The sequence below is a fragment of the Pseudomonas defluvii genome (assembly GCF_001695625.1).
GTDB lineage: Bacteria > Pseudomonadota > Gammaproteobacteria > Pseudomonadales > Pseudomonadaceae > Aquipseudomonas > Aquipseudomonas defluvii.
In genome coordinates this window covers 1-23,796 of sequence record NZ_MBPN01000017.1, presented here as the reverse complement: position 1 = coordinate 23,796, position 23,796 = coordinate 1, and the positions used below count along the sequence as shown (strand labels likewise).

At 59.0% G+C, this 23,796-nt stretch carries 18 protein-coding genes; 13 read left to right on the top strand and 5 right to left on the bottom strand.

Annotation, left to right across the window (positions count from 1 at the left end):
* Positions 1 to 13 precede the first annotated feature (13 nt).
* Positions 14 to 334: a helix-turn-helix domain-containing protein gene (locus EKA13_RS07025; protein ID WP_023464294.1), complete on the top strand. Its 321-nt coding sequence runs from the start codon at positions 14 to 16 to the stop codon at positions 332 to 334.
* Positions 335 to 432: 98 nt separating this feature from the next.
* Here EKA13_RS07025 and EKA13_RS07020 read toward each other — a convergent pair whose 3' ends face one another.
* The 4 genes from EKA13_RS07020 to EKA13_RS07005 form a co-directional block, all read right to left on the bottom strand.
* On the bottom strand, positions 433 to 2,781 hold the full coding sequence (locus tag EKA13_RS07020; protein ID WP_176031468.1) for a S8 family peptidase: 2,349 nt from the start codon (positions 2,779 to 2,781) through the stop codon (positions 433 to 435).
* Between the two features lie 139 nt (positions 2,782 to 2,920).
* Entirely contained in the window at positions 2,921 to 3,952 is a 1,032-nt protein-coding gene (locus EKA13_RS07015; RefSeq protein WP_003158906.1) for an AAA family ATPase, read from the bottom strand.
* Positions 3,945 to 4,262 (bottom strand): helix-turn-helix domain-containing protein, encoded by a 318-nt coding sequence (locus tag EKA13_RS07010; protein WP_023464296.1) that lies wholly within the window; start codon positions 4,260 to 4,262, stop codon positions 3,945 to 3,947. Before EKA13_RS07010 ends, EKA13_RS07015 begins: the two co-directional genes overlap by 8 nt.
* A 134-nt stretch (positions 4,263 to 4,396) precedes the next feature.
* Positions 4,397 to 5,287, bottom strand: coding sequence for a LysR family transcriptional regulator (locus tag EKA13_RS07005; protein WP_003158908.1), 891 nt, complete (start codon positions 5,285 to 5,287; stop codon positions 4,397 to 4,399).
* A gap of 279 nt (positions 5,288 to 5,566) precedes the next feature.
* Here EKA13_RS07005 and EKA13_RS07000 point away from each other — a divergent pair, with 279 nt between their 5' ends.
* From EKA13_RS07000 to EKA13_RS06965, 8 genes are read left to right on the top strand one after another with little or no spacing between them, the layout of a single operon-like run.
* Positions 5,567 to 6,475 carry a WYL domain-containing transcriptional regulator gene (locus EKA13_RS07000; protein ID WP_003158909.1) on the top strand — a complete coding sequence of 303 codons (909 nt, stop codon included), beginning with the start codon at positions 5,567 to 5,569 and terminating at the stop codon, positions 6,473 to 6,475.
* A 12-nt stretch (positions 6,476 to 6,487) separates the two neighbouring features.
* Entirely contained in the window at positions 6,488 to 9,709 is a 3,222-nt protein-coding gene (locus EKA13_RS06995; RefSeq protein ID WP_003160812.1) for a helicase-related protein, read from the top strand.
* Positions 9,706 to 10,512, top strand: coding sequence for a DUF4391 domain-containing protein (locus EKA13_RS06990; protein ID WP_003158911.1), 807 nt, complete (start codon positions 9,706 to 9,708; stop codon positions 10,510 to 10,512). Before EKA13_RS06995 ends, EKA13_RS06990 begins: the two co-directional genes overlap by 4 nt.
* 9 nt (positions 10,513 to 10,521) lie before the next feature.
* Positions 10,522 to 12,645: a GmrSD restriction endonuclease domain-containing protein gene (locus tag EKA13_RS06985; RefSeq protein WP_003158912.1), complete on the top strand. Its 2,124-nt coding sequence runs from the start codon at positions 10,522 to 10,524 to the stop codon at positions 12,643 to 12,645.
* 35 nt (positions 12,646 to 12,680) lie between these two features.
* The gene (locus EKA13_RS06980; protein WP_071535871.1) at positions 12,681 to 14,801 is read left to right on the top strand and encodes a site-specific DNA-methyltransferase; all 2,121 of its coding nucleotides are present in this window, start codon (positions 12,681 to 12,683) and stop codon (positions 14,799 to 14,801) included.
* Between the two features lie 12 nt (positions 14,802 to 14,813).
* Complete coding sequence (locus EKA13_RS06975; protein ID WP_003160810.1) at positions 14,814 to 17,819, top strand: type III restriction-modification system endonuclease; 3,006 nt, start codon at positions 14,814 to 14,816, stop codon at positions 17,817 to 17,819.
* A gap of 56 nt (positions 17,820 to 17,875) precedes the next feature.
* Positions 17,876 to 19,756, top strand: coding sequence for an ATP-dependent endonuclease (locus tag EKA13_RS06970; RefSeq protein ID WP_003158915.1), 1,881 nt, complete (start codon positions 17,876 to 17,878; stop codon positions 19,754 to 19,756).
* Between the two features lie 2 nt (positions 19,757 to 19,758).
* Positions 19,759 to 20,466: a DUF2130 domain-containing protein gene (locus EKA13_RS06965; protein WP_003158916.1), complete on the top strand. Its 708-nt coding sequence runs from the start codon at positions 19,759 to 19,761 to the stop codon at positions 20,464 to 20,466.
* 6 nt (positions 20,467 to 20,472) lie between these two features.
* Here the strand turns inward: EKA13_RS06965 and EKA13_RS06960 are convergent, their stop codons facing one another.
* Positions 20,473 to 20,907, bottom strand: a complete 435-nt coding sequence (locus tag EKA13_RS06960) for a mercury resistance transcriptional regulator MerR (RefSeq protein WP_003131969.1) — start codon at positions 20,905 to 20,907, stop codon at positions 20,473 to 20,475.
* 71 nt (positions 20,908 to 20,978) lie between these two features.
* Here EKA13_RS06960 and merT point away from each other — a divergent pair, with 71 nt between their 5' ends.
* The 4 genes from merT to merD all read left to right on the top strand — a co-directional run bounded on the left by merT (position 20,979) and on the right by merD (position 23,757).
* Complete coding sequence (gene merT, locus EKA13_RS06955) at positions 20,979 to 21,329, top strand: mercuric ion transporter MerT (RefSeq protein WP_003131974.1); 351 nt, start codon at positions 20,979 to 20,981, stop codon at positions 21,327 to 21,329.
* A 12-nt stretch (positions 21,330 to 21,341) separates the two neighbouring features.
* On the top strand, positions 21,342 to 21,617 hold the full coding sequence (merP, locus tag EKA13_RS06950; RefSeq protein ID WP_003131987.1) for a mercury resistance system periplasmic binding protein MerP: 276 nt from the start codon (positions 21,342 to 21,344) through the stop codon (positions 21,615 to 21,617).
* Between the two features lie 71 nt (positions 21,618 to 21,688).
* Positions 21,689 to 23,374, top strand: coding sequence for a mercury(II) reductase (merA, locus tag EKA13_RS06945; RefSeq protein ID WP_003158917.1), 1,686 nt, complete (start codon positions 21,689 to 21,691; stop codon positions 23,372 to 23,374).
* A gap of 17 nt (positions 23,375 to 23,391) precedes the next feature.
* On the top strand, positions 23,392 to 23,757 hold the full coding sequence (gene merD / locus EKA13_RS06940; protein ID WP_000995360.1) for a mercury resistance co-regulator MerD: 366 nt from the start codon (positions 23,392 to 23,394) through the stop codon (positions 23,755 to 23,757).
* The last annotated feature ends 39 nt before the right edge of the window (positions 23,758 to 23,796 follow it).

Genomic DNA, 23,796 nt, shown 5'->3' with positions numbered 1-23,796 from the left:
TTAAGAGGATTGTTTGACGCTTCTGTTGATGCAGAAGCTTACTATTCAGCCAGGTCGTCCACCTGGCACACCCACATATGAATCCGAACCAGCATTAGCTTTCGGGCGGGCCGTGCGTGCCGCTCGCGTCGCGCAGGGGGTCGCTCAAGACGATTTTGCGTATCAGGCGGGAATATCGCGTTCGCACATGGGCAAGATCGAACGCGGGGAGCATGTGCCGACGCTGCCTTTGATACTGAAAATCGCTGCCGCACTCGGGATAAGCGCCAGCGAATTGATGGCCGCGACTGAAAAGAACCTCAGCGCGGGCAGTGAGCCGCAAGATTCGGCATAGCGGTCGTAAGTGTCTTTTCGGATATTGGCAGCGCAAGCTGTCGCAGCCAACGGCGCCGGGCGGGTGCTTAGCCCGACAGCGGAACACTGGAATGCCTCTTACGTATCGACAACCACAACATTAGCCACAGGGATTTTCTGGGAAATAGCAGCGTAAAGATCAACGTCCGTCTGCTGGGTCTGAATGGATACCACCAAGCTATATCGCGCCGGCAGGCCATAACGTTCCAGCGCAGGCCGTGTCCGCCACCACCCAGCCGAAGGATACACAGCAATGAAGCCACGGCTGGCCAAGTCAGCCGCCGTACCTTTCCAGACATCCTGATGCAGCGAACCACGATGCCGCTGCCGTTCGCCCAACAGCCAATTGGGATCTGAGGGGTTCACAGGGTCACCCTCATCCTCGCGCTGCGCTGCCGCATTCACCCGTGCGACAAAATGCTCGGTGGATGCATCCAGCGGACGCTGCACATCGAATCGCAGGCGATGCGAAGGGTAGTGATACTTCGAGGCCACACCACGTGCCGAAGGATTGGGTTCGATGAAGTAGGAGAGCGTGACACGCATCTCGACGGGCGTGTCCTGCAATGCCTCCAACTCATCCTTCGGCCAAGGCAAGGAATGCAAATTCATGTCGCGCGTCACGACCTTGCCTGAAACCTTCGCGTAAGGCTGTACCACGTCCTCAACCAGCAAGGTCAGCGAGTCTCCCGCGCTCCATAGTGCCCGGTTCAAATCCGGGACTCCCCAGCCGCAATGGCGAATCAAGTGAACGTAATCGTCCTTGTTCGGCACCACGGGCAGGAACATCCCGCGCATGGCCTCGCTCCATTGCGCAGAATGCACCAGCAACGCACGCACGGTTTCCGGCCGGAGGTGCGGATAGGCCGCCATGATCTGAGCCACCATTCCCGCACACAATGCCGACGCGGCACTGGTGGCGTTGCTGGTGGTGAACAGGCGATCCAGCGGCTGGTTGTGGGTCGTCAGCAAGTTCAGGCTGGCCATACCGACCGCACCCAGTTCATCCTTGGCCGTATTGCCTCCTTCCAGCACAACCTCGGGCTTCAACGGCCATGCCCGATCCCACGTTCTGGTTGTCGTCGTGAAGGGGCTGAGGCCGCCGGCTTCGGCGACGGGGCTCAAGGAAGGATGACCTTCCGTGTCGATCTTGTCAGTACAAGCACCCACCGTGATTGCGTTCCATGCCTGGCCGGGGTCATGCACGAGATTGGTGGAAAGGCTATCGGGATATCCAGCCCACGCATTGGGGTCGCGCGTGTTGCCGGCGGACAGCACGAACAGGCGCGGACTTTCACCAGCCCCATCGGTATCCGCAGCAAGGCCATCGACAGCAGCAGACCACGAGGAAGGACGGCCACGGTCACGGTAGTCCGAAGCCGTCACCGCCGAAGCAAACACGCGCGACCGATTCGGCGCAGAGATTTCAGGCCGCGCGACGCCTTCCGTGAAAAGATAAGCGTGGTGGCGCGCATCACCTTCATTCGCACCTTCCGCCGGTATCAGCTTCACCGACTCCAGTCGATGAGGGACATTGATTGAATCAGCAGAGGCCAGAGCATCCGTGAGATCGCCATAGGCAGCCAAGCCCGCCAGGCCGGTGCCATGATCAGCCTCATCATCCACGCCCCAGGCCGGCTCCACGGTATGCAAATCGCTCGCATCCATCAAAGGCGCCAAGAGCGGATGCGCACGAGTCACTCCGGAATCCAACAGGCAGACGCGGGGAGCCGTATCGTCCGACGGCTGCAACCGGGCACGACGCAGCAAGTCGTCCGCCCACGCCTGCTGCTCGCGTACGCCCATGCCATCGAAGAACTCAGCAGTCTCCTTGGCATAGCGAAGTTCAGCCACACAGTTCAGCGTCATCACCGACCGCGAGAACTGCTGCTGCGATCCATACATCAACAGCACCGTGCGTTCGGGGAAATTGACCTGCTTGTCACTGACGACACATTCCGCCAATCGAGCAAGTTTCTTGAAGTCCTCTACAACGATTTGCCGCTGTCCCGCCCCTCGAACCGGAAGCCAGACCTCCCACCAGAAGGCGGTCGCGAGATCGTCAGGCAGCAATTCGGGGGCGTCAGTCCACAGAGCCCTGATTTCTGCTGCCCGGATGGATTCGATGGCATCGATCAGCTTGCGGTGATCTCGCGCCTTGCCGTTACGATCCTTTTTCTCTTCGAGGTAGTCGGAAATGTATTTCTCGAAATGCGCCAGCTTTCCATCAGGGACAAAGACATTGGCGAAGGTCCGGTTGCCCTCGTGACGAACACTGAGAAGCTCAATCCTCTTGCGAGCATCCGCCAAGCTCTCGAACGCCAGCTCAACATCCGGTTGACTGGAAAACTGGATTTGCAAGCCAAGGCCACTTTCCAGTTGCAGTTCCCCTTGAACTCGCACCGCCTCTGCCACAGCAGGCTTCAAGATCTCGATTTGTGCTCGGAGGGACGCACTCTGTTGCGGCCGAGGCAAGGCCGGTACGTTTTGCGTTGGGCCACCGCCCGGAGAATGTGCGGTAAACCCGACGGTCTTTGATGTATTTCGAAGAATGAAGTGTGGGCGTTTAGCTTGTGGCTGATCCGGCATGGTTCGGTACGGCCTTCTTGTGATTCATTCTGAAGCTTAATTTGCGGCGCTCATCGAGAGCGCGTGTCAGCATATCCACCTTCACACACGCCTCGTCGTGCATCACCGCTTCCTTGATGGACTCATCCACTGCACGTTTAATCTCTGCGTAGCTCAAACCCTCCGCTCTGCTTGTAAGCGCCTTGAGTGGAAAAGGTTTGGGCGCGAACTTCCCAAGCCGCGACTGGATCAGCCTGGCGGCTTGCGGCGCACCTGGAAACCGATACTCGATCACATCATCAAACCGGCGGAAAAGTGCGTAGTCAAGGATCTCCACATGGTTCGTCGCTGCGACGATCAGGCTATGGGATTGATCGCTTTCAATCATTTGCAGAAAGCTGTTCAGTACCCGCCGAATCTCACCCACGTCATTGGCCAGCCCTCTTTGCGAGCCGATGGCATCGAACTCATCAAAGAAGTAAACACCCCGCACATCATTGATGGCATCGAATATTTGACGCAGCTTGGCGGCGGTCTCTCCCATGAACTTGGTAATCAGGGCATCCAGCCGAACAGAAAACAGCGGGATACCCAGTTCACCGGCCAGCACAGAGGCCGTCATCGTTTTGCCGGTGCCAGGCGGGCCGACCAGCAACAATTTACGTCTCGGCGACAGGCCATGCTCGCGGATACGCGAATGGTGCTTCTGTTCCTTCATGATGCGGCCAAGCTGTTCGGCCATCTCCGCATCGAGCACCATGTCCGACAGTCGATTCTTTGGGTAGGACACCGTCAGCAAGTTCGCCAGTTCACCGCGTGGACGGGCCAATGGCACCAGTTTGCCCTCGGTGCCATGCGATGAGACACGGGCTTTCGCCGCGTCGATCATGTCGCGCAGTTCTTCGGCAAGCTTGCCATGCCCCACCTTGGCTTCACGAGCCGCGACCTGCATGGCGACGGAATAGAAGTGCTGGTCATCCCGCTCGATATGGGATTTCACCAACGCCTTGAGTTGTTCGGCATTAGCCATAGTGGCCTCCCACCTGCGCTGTCATGTTGGCCGATGCTCCCAGTGATGCCAGCGCAGACTGCATTAACTGATCGGCGACGTGCTCGTCTATCGCACCCAGTTCGCTTTGGTCGGCAGCCAGAACGAACAGCAGGCCGACAGGCACATGCAATGCCTCGGCAATTCTTGTAACCGTCGAAAGTGTCGGGTCGCGCTTATTGTTCTCAAGCATCGACAAGTACGACACGGAGCAATTGGCTCGGTTCGCAATGGTGCTTTGAGAGACGCCCCGTTGCGTTCGGCACAGTCGAATGGCTTGTCCAACATTCATGGCGCTTGCTTTCTCACGGGTTGCGACGAGCGTAAGTACCCTGGAATTTTACCACCAGTGAACATTATTGACGAGACTTCTCCTCCGGATACCGCACTGGCAGGCTTCAGGCAGCCAGTCCTGGCCGCTGCGGATCAATCGTCCGAGTGCGCGCGCAGGCGCGCGATGAATCGTTCCACCGACACCGGCGAGTCCTCGCCGGCGGGCCGTAGCAAGTAGGTCGTGATGACTGCGGAATCCATGGCCAGAGGGCGGATCACCACGTCGGGGCGCAGGCTCGCCGCGATCCTGGTTTCGGTGATGAAGCCTACCCCGTAGCCGGCACCGACCAGGGTGAGCATCATGTCCAATGACGACACGTGCTCGGCGACGTCGGGTGGACGCTCCAAAGGCCGCAGCAGCCGCGCCAGTTCACGATGGTAGCCTTCGCATGCCTGCGGGTCACATAAGACCAGTGGGTAGATCGCAAGCTGATGCAGCGGAACAGCCTTGTGTGAAAGTAAAGGATGCCGGGCGGGCACGGCTACCACCAGCGGATCGTGCCAGAGTGGCTCGGTAACGATGTCGTCGCCGACTTCCGCCGTGTGCGCAAACCCGATCGAGAAGTCACCTGAGCGCAAACCACGCAACTGATCGGCCAACGGCACTTCGGACAGGCGAATCTCGATCTCCGGCTCTTCCTCGCGGCAGCGGGCCAGGAGGGCCGACAGCCTGGGATCGATTGCACCGTCGGATACGGCAATGCGAAGGCTTCCGCTCAGGCCCGCAGCGACCGCCTGTACGTTCTCCTGAGCCTGTTTGAGGACGGCGAACACTCTGCGCACATCTTGCAGGAACGTTGCTCCCGCCTCGGTCAGTACCGTGCCTCGGCGGTTGCGCTCGAAGAGCACCACACCCAGATCATCCTCAAGCTCTTTGATGGCGCGGGACAAGGGTGGCTGTTCGATATGCAGGCGCTCTGCGGCCCGTGTGAAGTGCAGCTCTTCTGCGAGAGCCACAAAGCAGCGAAGGTGTCGCAGTTCCATGGGTCGTGCTCCTGTTCCGTATCAGCGATCTATTCGCACCAGCTCTCGTCCGCAGTGACCTGCTGGATGCACGTCCAGTCCACGTCACTCCTGGCGCGCTGCGCTGGACTGAAGCGCCTGCCAGTCCACGCCGGATCACTCATTTGCGCCTCAAAAATGGTTATCATAATACAGCTAACTAGTGAATCAACTTAGATTTATAGACGTCTTTCCACACAGACCATATACTTTCTGCAGAAATTTACACGAGCATTCGCTAACCCGAACGAGCCAGTCAGGATGCCCCACCAACAGCTTGCCGATCTCACCCAGCCACAGCGTGACCGCCTCGCGTTCGTGGAATTGCGTCTGCGCTTCATTGGGGAGATGCGCCGCCAGGACTTGGTCGCGCGTTTTGGTATCCAGTCCGCTGCCGCGTCCAGGGATCTGGCGCTGTACAAGGACTTGGCTCCGGGCAATATCGACTACGACGGCAAAGGCAAGTTCTACGTCCTGGGTTCGAGCTTCCAGCCGATCTTCGATTTCCCACCCGAGCGGGTGTTGTCGTGGCTGACCCAGGGGTTTGGCGACGGTGAACCGATGCACATCAAGGCGTGGGTGGCCAGCGAGAGCCCGTCCCGGCTCACTCACCCTGACCTGGCAATCTTGGCGAGCGTCACTCGGGCCATTCATTACGAGTGCCCGCTCGGCATCGAGTACCACTCCATCTCAAGCGGTCGCACGGAGCGCGAGATCGTTCCGTTTGCGCTGATCGACAACGGTCTGCGCTGGCACGTTCGCGCGTTCGACCGCAAATCCCAGGATTTCCGGGATTTCGTCATCACCCGGATCAGACGCCCTGTCGTGCTCAAGGGCCAGCCAGTGGCGGCTCACGAGATGAGCGATCAGGACATTCAGTGGACACGGATCGTCGAGCTGGAACTGGTTCCCCATCCGGACCAGCCCCGGCCAGAGATCACCGAAATGGACTACGGCATGCAGGGCGGCGTGCTGCGGATGAAGCTGCGTGCAGCCACGGCCGGGTACATCCTGCGCAAATGGAGTGTCGATTGTTCCCCCGACCATAGCCTGCGCGGCCCCGAGTACCGGCTTTGGTTGAAAGACCACCTTGCCATCTACGGTGTGCGCAATGCTGTGCTGGCGCCGGGATATGCATCGCCAAGTACAGAGGCGTCGATAGACGACTGAACGGGAACGACCATGAAGCTGATCCACAACACCGGTTCGCAGCGCGTCATCGATTTGATCCGCCCTCATCTCAAGCGTGGCAATCAGCTCGGTTGCGTGACGCCTTCGTTCTCTCTTTACGCCTTCGCTGAAGTCCGAGAGGCTCTGTCCACCCTGGAACGGGTCCAATTGATTGTGCCTCCCGACGATGCGGTGCTTGAACTCCTTGGTTCGGAAGGTGACCGTGCCGCGCGCAATCGTCTGCAGGCACGCTGGTTGGCCAATCAGTGCGCGAAGTGGATCAGTGAGAAGGTTGATCTGCGGCGGGCATCAAGATCAGTGCCTCAAGGTGCAGCAGTCATGCGCAGGCTCGATGGAACGCCTGAACAAGTGGTGCTGGGGTCGTTCGCCTTCAGCACATCAGGCCTTGGCCTGACGCCAGGCAACCCATTGAGCTTGATTCAGGCATCGGAATCTGCTGACGAGGCCGCGCAGCTTGCCCAATGGTTCGATCACCAGTGGGCAAATCTGCAAAGCGTTTCTGCCACCGATTCGGAGGACAAGAGCAAAGGGCGTGATGCCGTTCTCGAAGCGCTGCGAGCCCTTGGTGAGCACCGCGACCCGTTCACCATCTACACATTGATGTTGCATCACCTGTTTCGTGACAGTGGCGACGAGATGGATGAAGAGCGCATCGTCAAGTCCGCCACCGGCATTCGCAATACCGTGGTGTGGAAGAAGCTCTTCAAGTTCCAGCGCGACGGCGTGGTGGGCGCGATCGACAAACTCAACCGCTTTGGCGGCTGCATCATTGCCGACAGTGTCGGCTTAGGCAAAACCTTCGAAGCCCTGGCCATCATCAAGTACCACGAACTGCGCAACGACCGCGTGCTGGTGCTGGCGCCCAAGCGCCTGCGCGATAACTGGACGCTTTACAAGGCCAACGACAAGCGCAACGTCCTTGCAGGCGACCGTTTCAACTACGACGTCCTCAACCACACCGACCTGTCACGCGATGGCGGCACATCCGGCGATATCGATCTGTCGCATGTGAATTGGGGCAACTACGACCTGGTGGTGATCGACGAATCGCACAACTTCCGCAACAAGGCCACCCACAAAGGCAAGGAGTCGCGCTACGACCGCCTGATGCGGCGGATCATCCGCGAAGGCGTCAAGACCCGCGTGCTGATGCTCTCGGCCACACCGGTCAACAACCGCCTGGCCGACCTGCGCAACCAGATTGCCTTTGCCACCGAAGGCGATGACACCGCCCTGATGGAGCACGGCATCGCCAGCATCGAGGCCACGACCCGCAAGGCGCAGGCGCAGTTCAACCGCTGGCTGGCGCTGGACGAAGCTGAAAAAACACCGACCCGGCTGGTGGAGATGCTGGGTTTCGACTACTTCACCTTGCTGGACCATCTCACCATCGCCCGCTCTCGGCGGCACGTGGAGAAATACTACGGCACCAGCGAGACAGGCCGCTTCCCGGATCGCCTGCCACCGATCAACATCAAGGCCGACGTTGACCTTGCGGGCGAGTTCCGCGCCATCCGCGACATCAATCAGGAAATCCGCCGACTCACCTTGGCCAGTTATGCGCCGCTGCGCTATGTCCTGCCCCACAAACAGGAAGCCTACGACGCCAAGTACAGCACGCAGATTCGCGGCGGAGAAAGCTTCTTCCGCCAAGCGGACCGCGAAGAAAGCCTGATTCATCTCCTGCGTGTGAACGTGCTCAAACGCATGGAAAGCGCCGTTTCTTCCTTCACCCTGACACTGCAAAGGCAGCTCAAGGACGTGGAGGCCACGCTGGGCCGCATTGAGTCGCATGCCGATGCACTGGAGGAAATCGACATTGCCGACGTCGATATCGACGACCCCGCGTTCGAGTCCTTGTTGGTCGGGCGCAAAGTCAAGGTGCTGCTGGATGACGTGGATCTGATCCGCTGGAAGCAGGATCTGCTGGAAGACCGCAACCGCCTGGCAACCCTGCTGGCGGCTGCCAAACAAATCGATGCCGCCCGCGACGCCAAGCTGACCGCACTGCGCGACTTGATCCAACGCAAGTGCCACGATCCGATCAACCCCGGCAACCGCAAGATCATCGTGTTCACTGCTTTTTCCGATACGGCGCACTATCTCTATGCGCAGCTCGCTCCCTGGGCCAAAAGCACGTTGGGTGTCGATGCTGCGCTGGTCACCGGGAGCGCCGGCATACAGACCACCTTGCCCGGTCTGCGCAAAGGCATGAGCGATGTGCTGTCGGCATTTGCGCCGCGCGCCAAGGAGCGCCCGGCCGAACTGGCCGCTGAAGGCGAGATTGACTTGTTGATCGCCACCGACTGCATTTCCGAAGGGCAGAACCTGCAAGACTGCGACTGGCTGATCAACTACGACATCCACTGGAACCCGGTGCGCATCATCCAGCGCTTCGGACGCATCGACCGCATCGGCTCGCCCAACCAGCGCATCCAGCTCGTGAACTTCTGGCCCAACATGGAGTTGGAGGAATACATCAACCTGGAACAGCGCGTCAGCGGTCGCATGGTGCTGCTCGATGTCTCGGCCACAGGGGAAGAAAACCTGATCGAGCAACAATCCGGCAACGCCATGAACGATCTGGAATACCGGCGCAAGCAGTTGCTCAAATTGCAGGACACCGTCATCGACATGGAAGACCTGTCCACCGGCGTGTCGATCACCGACCTCACCCTGACCGACTTCCGCATCGATCTGGCGCAATATCTGAAGGCGCACCCCGGCAAGCTCGACACCCAGCCCCTTGGAGCCTATGCGGTGACCACGACACTGGATGCCGATATTCCCCCCGGCGTGATCTTCTGCTTGCAAGCCTGCGGCCCGGCAGCAAAGCCCGCCGCATCGTCCGACTACCCGCTCGCGCCGCACTACCTGGTGCATGTCGGCGATGACGGAACCGTATTGCTGCCTTACCCCCAGGCCAAACGCATCCTGGACCGCCTCAAGCGCCTTTCGCTGGGGCGCGAACGACCTGATGAAAGTGCCTGCGCGCGGTTCGACAAGGCCACCAAAGGGGGCGAAGACATGCGCCATGCCCAGAAGCTGCTCGCGGCGGCAGTGGCATCCGTCGCCGGCAAGCACGAGGAACGGGCCGTGGCCAGTCTATTCACGCCCGGCGGCACGCACGCCATGAAAGGCGAATTCGCCGGCAGCGGTGATTTTGAGGTGGTGGCATTCCTGGTGGTGCTGCCGGAAAGGGAGGCAGCATGACGGTCATCGACGCGCACGCCGTTATCCAGGCATTGGGCCTGCCCGACAGTTGCCGGGTAGAGCAGCGCGTCCCCAAGAAACTGCTGTTGGAGAATGGTGTGCCTACGGCGTCCGACAAACGCTTGATCACCGATGCCATTGAAGAAATCCAGTGGTTCGCCGCGCTCAAGCCCAACACCATCGGCGTGCCTGACTACCGGGACGCGCAGCGCGAGTACCTTGAGATCGCAGTGCTGGTTGTGACCTTGCGGGGTACCGTCAAACCCGCCAGTTGCTCGCGGCTGGCTGAACTGGTGCACCGTGCGGTGCCTTATCCGGTGCTGTTGCTGTTGGTTGAAGGACAAACGGTGGCCTTGTCCCTGGCCCACAAGCGCTGGGCGCAGAACGAGGCCAGCAAAGTGGTGCTCGACGGCAGCCTTACGTTGGCCTTGCTATCCCACGCAACCGCCAATGCCACGGCGACCGATGCCGCAGCACGCTCCGAAGCCGAGCATGCCTTCGTGCAATCCCTGTCGATTGCACACCAGCCCCAGACCTCGTTGCACGCCCTCTATCAAGGCTGGATGGATTGCGTGCAGGCCCTGCAGGCTGCGCGGCGGACAGGAAACTACCGAACCACGGCAACGCCGGAGCAGGCGGCGGCGCGTCGGCAGGCGCTGGCCGATTGCGAGCGGCTTGAAGGCGAGATCAGCCGCCTGCGGGCACAAGGCGCGAAGGAAAAGCAGATGGCACGCCAAGTCGAAATCAATCTCCAATTAAAAGCACTGTTGGCCGAGCGTCAGCAGATCGCTCAATATCTCTGAGGAATAGAAGTGAAGGCCACAGAAACCAACCTGCTCAAGTTCTTGAAGAAATCTCCGCAGTTCGTCATTCCCATCTATCAGCGCAATTACTCCTGGACGGAAGCCCAGTGCCAACAGCTGTGGTCAGATTTGCTGAGGTCGGGTCGTGACGAGCAGATTAATGGCCATTTCATCGGTTCCATCGTTTATGTGGAGCGTGGTCTGTCCACCGTCACCACCCAGGAAGCACTGCTGGTCATCGACGGACAACAACGTCTTACCACGTGCACCTTGTTGATTGCAGCACTGGCCAAGCACTTTGAAGCCAATCAGCTGCCTGAATTGCTGGACAGTTTCTCCGCGCGAAAGCTGCACAATTACTACCTGCTCAATCCTGAAGAGGACGGCGAGCGCCACTACAAACTCATTCTGTCGGAAACTGATAAGAAGACGTTGTTGGCCATCATCAAATCCGCACCGATGCCTGCGGAGATCAGTACCCGCATAGAGCAGAACTACACGCTCTTTCAGGCGCTGATAAACAAGCATCAGGACGAGCTCAAAGCCATCTGCCAAGGGTTGGCCAAATTGCTCATCGTCGAGGTGTCGCTCGATCGCACTCAGGACAATCCTCAGCTCATCTTCGAGAGCATGAATTCCACCGGCCTTGAGCTCAGCCAGGCCGATCTGATTCGCAACTACATCCTGATGGGATTGGAGCCAAAGCTCCAGACTGAGCTTTACCAGAGTTACTGGCGGCCGATGGAAAAATCGTTCGGCCAGAAGGCCTACGTGACGCACTTCGATCCCTTTATGCGTCACTATCTCACTGCCAAAACAGGTGAGATTCCCAACGTGCGCGAAGTGTATGCTGCCTTCAAGGCTTTCGCTCGCGCCAGCCAGCTTGATACCACTGCGCTTGTTGCTGATATCCACGCCTATGCCAGCTACTACTGCGCCATGGCGCTTGGTGCGGAAACGGAGTCGAAACTAAAAGAAGCTTTTCACGATCTGCGTGAGCTGAAGGTAGACGTAGCCTATCCCTTCCTGCTTGATGTCTATCACGACTACAAGCAAGCACGGTTGGCTGCGGACGAATTGGTGAGCATCGTTCGCTTGGTTGAAAGCTACGTGTTTCGCCGCGCCATCTGCGCCATTCCCACCAACTCGCTGAACAAGACCTTCCCAGGCCTGAGCCGGACACTGAAAAAAGACCGTTATCTGGAGAGTGTGCGGGCGGCGTTCCTGTTGTTGCCGTCCTATCGCCGCTTCCCAGGCGATGAGGAGTTCCAGCGCGAGCTCAAACAACGCGACCTGTACAACTTCCGCAGCCGTAGCTATTGGTTGCGTCGTCTCGAAAACCATGGACGCAAGGAACGCATCGTGGTTGAGGACTACACCATCGAGCACATCCTGCCGCAGAACGAAGTACTTTCATCAGCGTGGCAGGCGGAACTCGGCCCCGATTGGCAACAGACTCAGCAGAAGTATCTGCATACCTTGGGCAATCTCACCTTGACGGGATACAACAGCGAGTACAGCGACTATCCATTCGCCTACAAGCGCGATCAGGTCATCAATGCCGATGGCAAGAAAATCGGCTTCAAATACAGCGCCCTCAACATCAACGAAGGATTGGGTGAGGTAGAAAAGTGGGATGAAAGTGCCATCAAAACACGTGCCGAGCGCCTTGCTAGAGAAGCCGCCAAAGTATGGGCTGCACCGCAGCTGGATAGCAGCGTCCTTGATGCCTATCGCCCTTCAGCAACCAACGCAGGGCAACACTACGGCATCGACGATCATCCGCACCTGACCAGCGGCACCATTCGCACACTGTTTGATGCCTTGCGCAAAGAAATTTTGGAGTTGGACCCGTGCATCTACGAGGAATACCTCAAGCTCTATGTCGCCTATAAGGCAGAGACAAATTTCGTGGATGTTGTCCCTCAGGCCAGACGCTTGCGCCTGTCGCTGAATATGCCATTCAGCGAGATCGATGACCCCAAAGGGCTGTGCACCGATGTCACCAACCTTGGCCGCTGGGGCAATGGCGATGTAGAAGTCGGCTTGTCCAGCCTGGATGAGCTTCCCTACGTCATGGGCCTGATTCGCCAGTCTTTTGATCGCCAGATGGGCGACCTGCAGGATGCCTGATGCCAAAGAATACCGAGTTTGAGGAGAGTCTCACCATGACCATTAAAAAAATCGATACCACCAGCCCAGAAGCCCAATCCGCCGATCTGGTGGCGGGAAATATCGAACAGCTCAAAGCGCTGTTCCCGGAGCTGATCACCGAGGGCGCGGGCGGCGTGGCCGTGAATGTGGACGTACTCAAGGCGCTGGTGGGCGATGCCACCGTCACCGATGCCGACGAGAAATACGGCCTCAACTGGCATGGCAAGCGCCGCGCCCGGCAATTGGCGCTCACGCCCAGCACGGGCACCCTGCGCCCCTGCCCGGAAGACAGCGTGGACTGGGATACCACCCAGAACCTGATGATCGAGGGCGACAACCTTGAAGTGCTCAAGCTGCTGCAAAAAAGCTATGCCAGCAAGGTCAAGCTGATCTATATCGACCCGCCGTACAACACCGGCAAGGATTTTGTGTATCCGGACAATTTTCAGGACAACATCAAGAACTATCTGGAGCTGACCGGGCAGATCGAGGGTGGAGAGAAGATTAGCAGCAATACCGAGGCCAGCGGGCGCTTTCATACCGACTGGTTGAACATGATGTATCCAAGGTTGAAGCTGGCGAGGAATTTACTGCGAGAGGATGGGGTAATCCTGCTCAGTATCGACGAGCATGAGATCACGAACCTGCGCTCCGTGATGGATGAAGCCTTCGGTGAAGAAAATTTTCTATCCTGCCTTACATGGGAAAAAGGCAGAAAAAATGATGCCAAGTTTTTTTCCAATGGACATGAGTACGTTCTTGTCTACGCAAAATCGCAGAGCTACCTTCGAGAGCAGAAAACGCTGTGGCGTGAAGAAAAGCCGGGTGCCCGAGATATCTGGAATAAATACCTCGAACTGCGCGTTCAGCATGGAATCCAAGACAACCTGATCGAAGAGGGGCTGCAAGCTTGGTATTCCGACTTGCCCAAAGCACACCCCGCTAAAAAGTGGAGCCGCTACAAGCGAGTGGATCAAAACGGGCCGTGGCGGGATCGTGACATCTCCTGGCCGGGCGGTGGTGGGCCGCGCTATGACGTCCTTCATCCCGTTACAAATCAACCGTGCGTTGTGCCGGAGGCCGGTTGGAGATACTCATCTTCCGATGAAATGCAACGCCAGATAAAACTTGGGCTTGTTGAGTTTCGCCAAGACCACACGGAGCCGCCCTTCCGAAAGGCACATATCCGCCCGATTCCTCAGGAGCTTGATTCGGACAGTTCGACTGATGTTGATGCGCCTGAGGAACCAGCCGATATCGAGGATGAAGAAGAATTCGCAACTCAGGTTAGGGGTAGCTACTTCTACAAGCAATCCCAGGTTTCGGTGAAATATCTCCGGACCCTATTGGGGAAGAAAGTCTTCAACAATCCAAAGGATCTGGACGAGATTGCGAAACTGATCCGCTACACCACGTCTGATGACCCTCACGCCGTTGTGCTGGATTTTTTTGCGGGCAGCGGCACGACGGGCGAGGCGACGATGCAGTTGAACAGTCAGGATAACGGGAGCAGACGTTACATTCTTGTCCAACTTCCAGAGTCGCTTGACGCAAGCGACAAGCAGCAAAAGATTGCTGCAAAGTACTGTGGAGACCTTGGACGGCCGCTGAATATCGCTGAGCTCACTAAAGAACGCCTACGCCGTTCCGGAACCAAGATCAAAGCCGATAACCTCGACTGGCAGGGCGACACCGGCTTCCGCGTATTCAAGCTCGACACCTCTAATATCCGAGCCTGGAATCCCAAACCACACGATCTGGAAGCCACACTGTTCGACCATCAGGATCACCTGCTCGAAGGCCGCAGCGAGGCCGATGTGTTGTACGAACTGCTGCTCAAGCTCGGCCTTGATCTTTGCGTACCCATCGAAAAGCGCGGCATTGAAGGGCTAGATGTACATGCCGTAGGCGGCGGCGTGCTGTTGGCTTGCCTGGCCGAAAAAATCACCCGTGAGCAGGTGGAGCCACTGGCCCAAGGCATCATCGCCTGGCACAAGGAGCTGGCACCCGCTGGCCCTGCTGGAAAAGAAAGCACCTGCGTGTTCCGCGACAGCGCCTTTGCCGACGACGTTGCCAAAACCAACCTCGCCGCGATTCTGGAGCAGCACGGCATCCAGAACGTGCGTAGCTTGTAAGGGAGGTTCGCAATGAAACTCCACTTCGAGCCCAACCTCGACTATCAGATGCAGGCCATCGAGGCCGTGTGCGATCTTTTCCGTGGTCAGGAGGTCTGCCGCACCGAATTTACGGTGACCATGAAACTGCCCGATGAGGTGCAGATGTCACTGGGTGTGGCGCAGTCCGACCTTGGCGTTGGCAACCGCTTGACCCTGCTGGACGATGAACTGCTCAAGAACCTCGCGGACATCCAGTTGCGCGGTGGCCTGCCGCCTTCCGGCTCGCTGACTTCCGGCGACTTCACGGTGGAAATGGAGACCGGCACCGGTAAGACCTATGTATACCTGCGCTCGATCTTCGAGCTGAACAAGCGCTACGGTTTCAGCAAGTTCGTGATCGTGGTGCCCTCGGTGGCGATCAAGGAAGGCGTCTACAAGACCCTGCAAATCACCGAGGAACACTTCAAGGGGCTCTACGCGGGCGTGCCCTTCGATTACTTCCTGTACGACTCGGGCAAGCCCGGGCCGGTGCGCAATTTCGCCACTAGTTCCAACATCCAGATCATGGTGGTGACGGTGGGCGCCATCAACAAGAAGGATGTGAACAACCTCTACAAAGAGACCGAGAAGACGGGCGGCGAGAAGCCCATCGACCTGATCAAGGCCACCCGGCCGATCATCATCGTGGATGAACCGCAAAGTGTGGACGGCGGCCTTGAAGGACGCGGCAAGGAAGCGCTGGATGCCATGAACCCGCTCTGCACGCTGCGCTATTCCGCTACCCATGTGGACAAGCACCACATGGTGTTCCGCCTGGATGCCGTGGATGCTTATGAGCGCAAGCTGGTCAAGCAGATCGAGGTGGCGTCGGCCACGGTGGAGGATGCGCACAACAAGCCTTTCGTGCGCCTGGTGAAGGTGGAAAACAAGCGCGGCCGCATCAGCGCCAAGGTCGAGCTGGATAAACAGACCGCCACTGGCGTGCAAAGGACTGAGGTGACGGTCAGCGATGGCGACGACCTTCAGCAGAGCGCCGATGGCCGTGCGATCTACGCCGATTTTCGGGTGGGCGAGATCAATACGGCCAAGGGCGAAGCGTTCATGGAGCTGCGCTACCCCGGCGGCGAAGTGTTTTTGCAGCCGGGTCAGGCCCACGGTGATGTGGATGCGCTGGCCGTGCAACGCGAGATGATCCGCCGCACGATCAAGGAGCATCTGGACAAGGAAAAGCACCTGCGTCCATTGGGGATCAAGGTGTTGAGCCTGTTCTTCATCGACGCGGTGGACAAGTACCGTCAGTACGATGCGGACGGCCAGCCGGTCAAGGGCGTGTATGCGCAGATGTTCGAGGAAGAATATCGCCGTGCCGCCAAGTTGCCGGCCTACCAGAGTTTGTTTGCCGAGATCGACCTGGAGTCCGCCGCCGAAGAAGTGCACAACGGCTATTTCTCCATCGACAAGAAGGGCGGCTGGCTTGATACCGCCGAGAACAATGCGGGTAACCGGGAGAATGCCGAACGCGCCTACAACCTGATCATGAAAGAGAAGGAGAAGCTGCTGTCCTTCAGCACGCCGCTGAAGTTCATCTTCTCCCACTCCGCCCTCAAGGAAGGCTGGGACAACCCCAACGTGTTCCAGATTTGCACCTTGCGCGACATCCAGACCGAGCGCGAGCGCCGCCAGACCATTGGTCGCGGCCTGCGCCTGTGCGTCAACCAGGATGGCGAGCGGGTACGGGGCTTCGAGGTCAACACCCTGACCGTGGTGGCCACGGAAAACTACGAACAGTTTGCCGAAAACCTGCAGAAGGAAATCGAGAAAGACACAGGCATCCGCTTTGGCATTGTGGAGCAGCATCAATTTGCCGCCATTGCCGTGACTGGCGCTGATGGGCACGCCGCACCGCTGGGCATCGAGCAATCAAAGGCACTGTGGGAGCACCTGAAAGCCGCCGGCCATATAGATGCCAAAGGCAAGGTGCAGGATTCACTGAAAACGGCGCTGAAGAACGGCACCTTGGAACTGCCGGCCGAGTTTGATGCGCAGAAAGCCCAGATTGCTGAAGTGCTGCGCAAGGTGTCGGGCCGGCTGGACATCAAGAATGCCGATGAGCGCAGGCAAGTGCCGCTGCGCAAGGGTAAGGATGGCAAGGTCGTTTATCTGAGCGACGAGTTCAAGGCACTGTGGGACCGCATCAAGCACCAGACAACGTACCGCGTGCAGTTCGATAACGCCAAGCTGGTGACGGATTGCATCGCAGCGTTGCAGAAGGCCCCGGTGATTGCCAAAGCACGGCTGCAATGGCGCAAGGCCGACATCTCTATCGGCAAGGCGGGTGTCGCCGCGACGGAGAAAGCGGGCGCGGCGACCGTGGTGCTGGACGAGGCGGATATTGAGCTGCCGGATTTGCTGACCGACCTGCAGGATCGCACCCAGCTCACCCGACGCACCATCGTCAGCATCCTGACGGGAAGCGGCCGCCTGGACGACTTCAAGCGCAATCCGCAGCAGTTCATCGAATTGACCGCCGAAACCATCAACCGTTGCAAGCGCTTGGCCCTGGTCGATGGCATCAAGTACCAGAAGCTCGGCGACCAGCATGTCTATGCGCAGGAGCTGTTCGAGAAGGAGGAACTGACCGGTTATCTGAAGAACATGCTGTTGGATACCCAGAAGTCGATCTACGAGCACGTGGTGTACGACTCGACCCCAGAGCGGGATTTTGCCAACGGGCTGGAGAAGAACGAGGCCATCAAGCTCTACGCCAAGCTGCCGGGCTGGTTCAAGGTGCCCACCCCACTGGGCAGCTACAACCCCGACTGGGCCGTGCTGGTGGAAGAAGACGGTGCTCAGCGCCTGTACTTCGTGGTGGAAACCAAGAGCAGCCTGTTCACCGACGACCTGCGCGACAAGGAAAGCGCCAAGATCGAATGCGGCAAGGCGCATTTCACTGCGCTGGCGGTTGGTGAGAACCCCGCCCGGTATGTGGTTGCGCGCTCCGTTGACGATCTTTTGACCGAGGCGGCAAAAGGATAGGTTCTGTCGCTGTCACGGCGAGAGACGACACAAAACACAAGGAGCAGAGACCCGAAATGAAGATCCAATCCGTTCGCATCCGAAACTTTCGCACGTTGAAAGACGTGACGATTCCGTTCGATTCCGTCACGACCTTCATCGGGCCGAACGGTGCCGGCAAGTCAACGGTGCTTCGTGCGCTCGACTGGTTCTTCAACGGCAAACCCGGCTCGCTGACGGAGAAGGATTGCTCTTTTGGGGCGACTGACGAAGACATCGAGGTTCAGGTCACCTTCGCAGACCTCACCGAAAAGGATCGCGAGGCACTTGGCAAGTACGCGCCGGAAGGAGTTGCCACGTTCACCGCATGGAAGCGCCGATCTCCCGATGGCACCGATGTGCTCTCCGCCAATGCAAAGGGATTTCCGGCTTTAAATGCCATCAAGGCAGCAGGCGGTGCGACTGCGAAGAAAGAGCTGTATGCCACTCTCCGGCGCGAGCGCCCGGAGCTTGACCTTCCTGCGGCGAATACTGGTCCAGCCGTCGAGCAGGCGATGACAACTTGGGAGGCGGCTCACACTGATCAACTGCTCGATGCGCCCGAGGCTTTGCAAACCAATTTCTTCGGTTTCAACAGCGGCGGCAAGATGAGCGGGCTCTTCGACTTCGTCCTGGTTACGGCAGACCTTCGGGCAAGTGAAGAGTCCATCGACGGCAAGGCAAGCATCATTGGGCGAATCCTTGAGCGCTCGATTGACCGAACTGCCGCTGATGAGGCAATCGCGGAAATCGTTGCGGAGTCACGGGCAAAGCAGCAACAAGTCTACGAAGAGAAGTTCAAGGAGCAACTTGGGGCCATCACAACGCAGCTCAACGAGGTCGTCACAACCTATGCGCCAGGCCGGGCAATCACGGTTTCTCCGGCTGAGGTGGAACTCAAGGCACCTCGCACGACGTTCGACGTGGCCGTGCTCGACGGCACCACCGAGACTGCGGTGGAGCGGCAGGGACACGGCTTTCAGCGCACGCTGCTGATCTCGGCTCTGCAACTCTTGGCGCAGTCGGGCGCAGCCTCGGCCGAGGGAGTCATCTGCCTGGCGATCGAGGAGCCGGAACTTTTCCAGCACCCGATCCAGGCGCAGACCTTTGCGAAGGTGCTCAGGTCGCTCGCCGAAGATGCTGGCAAGCGCATCCAGGTGACCTATGCGACGCATAGCCCCTACTTCCTGGAGGCTCGACATTTCCATCAAGTCAGACGGCTGACGAGATCCGCTGACGAAGTCCCGGTGGTGACGGTCCACTTTGCCACGGTTGAGGATGTGAAGGCCAGGCTGAATGGAACAGTGGATGGCGATGTGGTCGATCGCAGGCTCGACCATAACGTGGCCGACCAGCTTGCCATAGCACTCTTCGCGAATCGCGCATTTCTTGTGGAGGGGACAACCGAATCTGCTGTGTTCTACGGTATTGGAGATAGAACTTCCCCCGGCGCCCTTGAGGCAGCAGGAATTTCTATCGTTTCTGTGGGCAGCAAGACATCGATACCCCTCGCGCATGCGATTTTGAAATCTATTGGTGTGCCAGTCTACGCACTGTTTGATGCAGACGGTGGATTTGAAGCGCGAGCCAAAGCCAAAAACAAAAAGCAAGATGACATAGATCGGGAGCGCAACAATCATGCGGTAGAGAACTGCAGATTAATGCGGTACTTCGGCTTGCCTGAAGAAGATTTTCCATCCGCCACCATTTCCGACGTCGCGGCCATTTTTGATGATCATCTTGAAGCGTTTCTGTCTGCGAACTGGGGTGAGTGGATAACTGCCTGCAATAGTGTTGAGGCTGATACCGGAATAAATCTATCGAAAAACCAACTCGCATACCGGACTGCAACACTCCGGTCGGGAGGAGTGGTGCCAGAAATGCTTAAGCAGATTCTTGTCAAGGTGGAGGGTAAGTAATCATGCATGAAATCATCTGCCCTCACTGCGGGAAGGCATTCAAGATCGATGAAGTTGGGTACGCGGACATTCTGAAGCAGGTTCGAGATAGCGATTTCGAGAAGCAGTTGCATGAGCGGCTAGAGTTGGCCGAGCAGGGAAAGCGCAATGCGGTCGAACTAGCTGAAGCCAAGATTGCCAACGAATTGCAGAAGACCTCGTCTGCCAAGGACGCCGAGATCCAGGAGCTGAAGGCCAGGCTTGATGCTGGCGAAGTTGCGCGGCAACTTGCCGTGGCCGAGGCTTTGAGCGCGGTGGAAAAAGAGCGTGACACGCTTGCAAATGAATTGGAACAAGCGAAGCGTGACAAGCAAGCCGTATCCAAGTTGGCAGAGGTCACGCTCATGAGCGAAGTGCAAAAAGCCGCTGCAGCGAAGGAGTCGGAGATACAGGAACTCAAGGCGAAGCTTGACGCTGTTGTCATCGAGAAGAAGCTCGCGATTACCGAAGCAGTCGGCGCGGTCGAGAAAGAACGTGACGAATTGAAGAGCGGCTTGCAGCGGGTAGAACTTGAAAAGCATCTCGCCGAGAAATCTTTGAAAGAAAAGTACGAGACGCAGATCAAGGATCGTGATGACGCAATCGAGCGCCTACGGGACATGAAGGCGCGACTATCGACCAAGATGGTGGGCGAAACTCTTGAGGGGGTCGTCTCAGAAAACGGAAAATAAAGCACGCTAAGGCATAGCCGAACCTGCCAAGCTTGCTCCACCCTGTAGTGACGCGATCAGCGGGCAGGAAACGTTCCCCCTTCGCGCATGGCAGGCGCACACCAACTCAGACAGCACGGCCTCCATGCGCGCCAGGTCAGCCATTTTCTCGCGCACGTCCTTGAGCTTGTGCTCGGCCAGACTGCTGGCTTCCTCGCAATGGGTGCCATCCTCCAGCCGCAGCAGCTCGGCGATCTCATCCAGGCTGAAGCCCAGCCGCTGGGCTGATTTCACGAAGCGCACCCGCGTTACATCCGCCTCGCCATAGCGGCGGATGCTGCCATAGGGCTTGTCAGGCTCCAGCAACAAGCCCTTGCGCTGATAGAAACGGATGGTCTCCACATTGACCCCGGCCGCCTTGGCGAAAACGCCAATGGTCAGGTTCTCCAAATTGTTTTCCATATCGCTTGACTCCGTACATGAGTACGGAAGTAAGGTTACGCTATCCAATTTCAATTCGAAAGGACAAGCGCATGTCTGAACCAAAAACCGGGCGCGGCGCGCTCTTCACTGGAGGGCTTGCCGCCATCCTCGCCTCGGCTTGCTGCCTCGGGCCGTTGGTTCTGATCGCCTTGGGGTTCAGCGGCGCTTGGATCGGCAACTTGGCGGTGTTGGAACCCTATCGCCCCATCTTTATCGGCGTGGCGCTGGTGGCGTTGTTCTTCGCCTGGCGGCGCATCTACCGGCAGGCAGCGGCCTGCAAACCGGGTGAGGTCTGCGCGATTCCCCAAGTGCGAGCTACTTACAAGCTCATTTTCTGGATCGTGGCCGCGCTGGTTCTGGTCGCGCTCGGATTTCCCTACGTCATGCCATTTTTCTACTGATCGGAGTTCACCATGAAGAAACTGTTTGCCTCCCTCGCCCTCGCCGCCGTTGTTGCCCCCGTCTGGGCCGCCACCCAGACCGTCACGCTGTCCGTACCGGGCATGACCTGCTCCGCCTGCCCGATCACTGTCAAGAAGGCGATTTCCAAGGTCGAAGGCGTCAGCAAAGTTGACGTGACTTTCGAGACACGCCAAGCGGTCGTCACCTTCGACGATGCCAAGACCAGCGTGCAGAAGCTGACCAAGGCAACCGCAGACGCGGGCTATCCGTCCAGCGTCAAGCAGTGAGTCACTGAAAACGGCACCGCAGCACAACGGACGTCATTGTCTGGCGCCACAAACGATAAAGGATCTGTTGCATGACCCATCTAAAAATCACCGGCATGACTTGCGACTCGTGCGCGGCGCACGTCAAGGAAGCGCTGGAAAAAGTGCCAGGCGTGCAGTCGGCGCTGGTGTCCTATCCGAAGGGCACAGCGCAACTCGCCATCGTGCCGGGCACATCGCCGGACGCGCTGACTGCCGCCGTGGCCGGACTGGGCTACAAGGCAACGCTAGCCGATGCGCCACTGGCGGACAACCGCGTCGGACTGCTCGACAAGGTGCGGGGATGGATGGCCGCCGCCGAAAAGCACAGTGGCAACGAGCCCCCGGTGCAGGTAGCGGTCATTGGCAGCGGTGGAGCCGCGATGGCGGCGGCGCTGAAAGCCGTCGAGCAAGGCGCGCAGGTCACGCTGATCGAGCGCGGCACCATCGGCGGCACCTGCGTCAATGTCGGCTGTGTGCCGTCCAAGATCATGATCCGCGCCGCCCACATCGCCCATCTGCGCCGGGAAAGCCCGTTCGATGGCGGTATTGCGGCAACTGTGCCTACGATTGACCGCAGTAAGCTGCTGGCCCAGCAGCAGGCCCGCGTCGACGAACTGCGGCACGCCAAGTACGAAGGCATCCTGGGCGGTAATCCGGCCATCACCGTTGTGCACGGTGAGGCGCGCTTCAAGGACGACCAGAGCCTTACCGTCCGTTTGAACGAGGGTGGCGAGCGCGTCGTGATGTTCGACCGCTGCCTGGTCGCCACGGGTGCCAGCCCGGCGGTCCCGCCGATTCCGGGCTTGAAAGAGTCACCCTACTGGACTTCCACCGAGGCCCTGGCGAGCGACACCATTCCCGAACGCCTTGCCGTAATCGGCTCGTCGGTGGTGGCGCTGGAGCTGGCGCAAGCCTTTGCCCGGCTGGGCAGCAAGGTCACGGTCCTGGCGCGCAATACCTTGTTCTTCCGTGAAGACCCGGCCATCGGCGAGGCGGTGACAGCCGCTTTCCGTGCCGAGGGCATCGAGGTGCTGGAGCACACGCAAGCCAGCCAGGTCGCCCATATGGACGGTGAATTCGTGCTGACCACCACGCACGGTGAATTGCGCGCCGACAAACTGCTGGTTGCCACCGGTCGGACACCGAACACGCGCAGCCTCGCGCTGGACGCAGCGGGGGTCACTGTCAATGCGCAAGGTGCCATCGCCATCGACCAAGGCATGCGCACGAGCAACCCGAACATCTACGCGGCCGGCGACTGCACCGACCAGCCGCAGTTCGTCTATGTGGCGGCAGCGGCCGGCACCCGTGCCGCGATCAACATGACCGGCGGCGATGCGGCGCTCGACCTGACCGCAATGCCGGCCGTGGTGTTCACCGATCCGCAAGTGGCGACCGTGGGCTACAGCGAGGCGGAAGCCCACCACGACGGGATCGAGACCGACAGCCGCACCTTGACCTTGGACAACGTGCCGCGTGCGCTCGCCAACTTCGACACACGCGGCTTCATCAAGTTGGTTATCGAGGAAGGCAGCCATCGGCTGATCGGCGTACAGGCGGTCGCGCCGGAAGCGGGTGAACTGATCCAGACGGCGGCTCTGGCCATTCGCAACCGCATGACGGTGCAGGAACTGGCCGACCAGTTGTTCCCCTACCTGACGATGGTCGAGGGGTTGAAGCTCGCGGCGCAGACCTTCAACAAGGATGTGAAGCAGCTTTCCTGCTGCGCCGGGTGAGAAAAAGGAGGTGTTCAATGAACGCCTACACGGTGTCCCGGCTGGCTCTTGATGCCGGGGTGAGCGTGCATATCGTGCGCGACTACCTGCTGCGCGGATTGCTGCGCCCGGTGGCGTGCACACCAGGCGGCTACGGCTTGTTCGATGACGCCGCCTTGCAACGGCTGTGCTTCGTGCGGGCGGCCTTCGAGGCGGGCATCGGCCTCGACGCGCTGGCGCGGCTGTGCCGGGCGCTGGATGCGGCGGACGGCGACGAAGCGGCCGCGCAGCTTGCCCTGCTGCGTCAGTTCGTCGAGCGTCGGCGCGAAGCGTTGGCCGATCTGGAAGTGCAGTTGGCCACCCTGCCGACCGAGCCGGCACAGCACGCGGAGAGTCTGCCATGAACAACCCCGAGCGCTTGCCGTCCGAGACGCACAAACCGA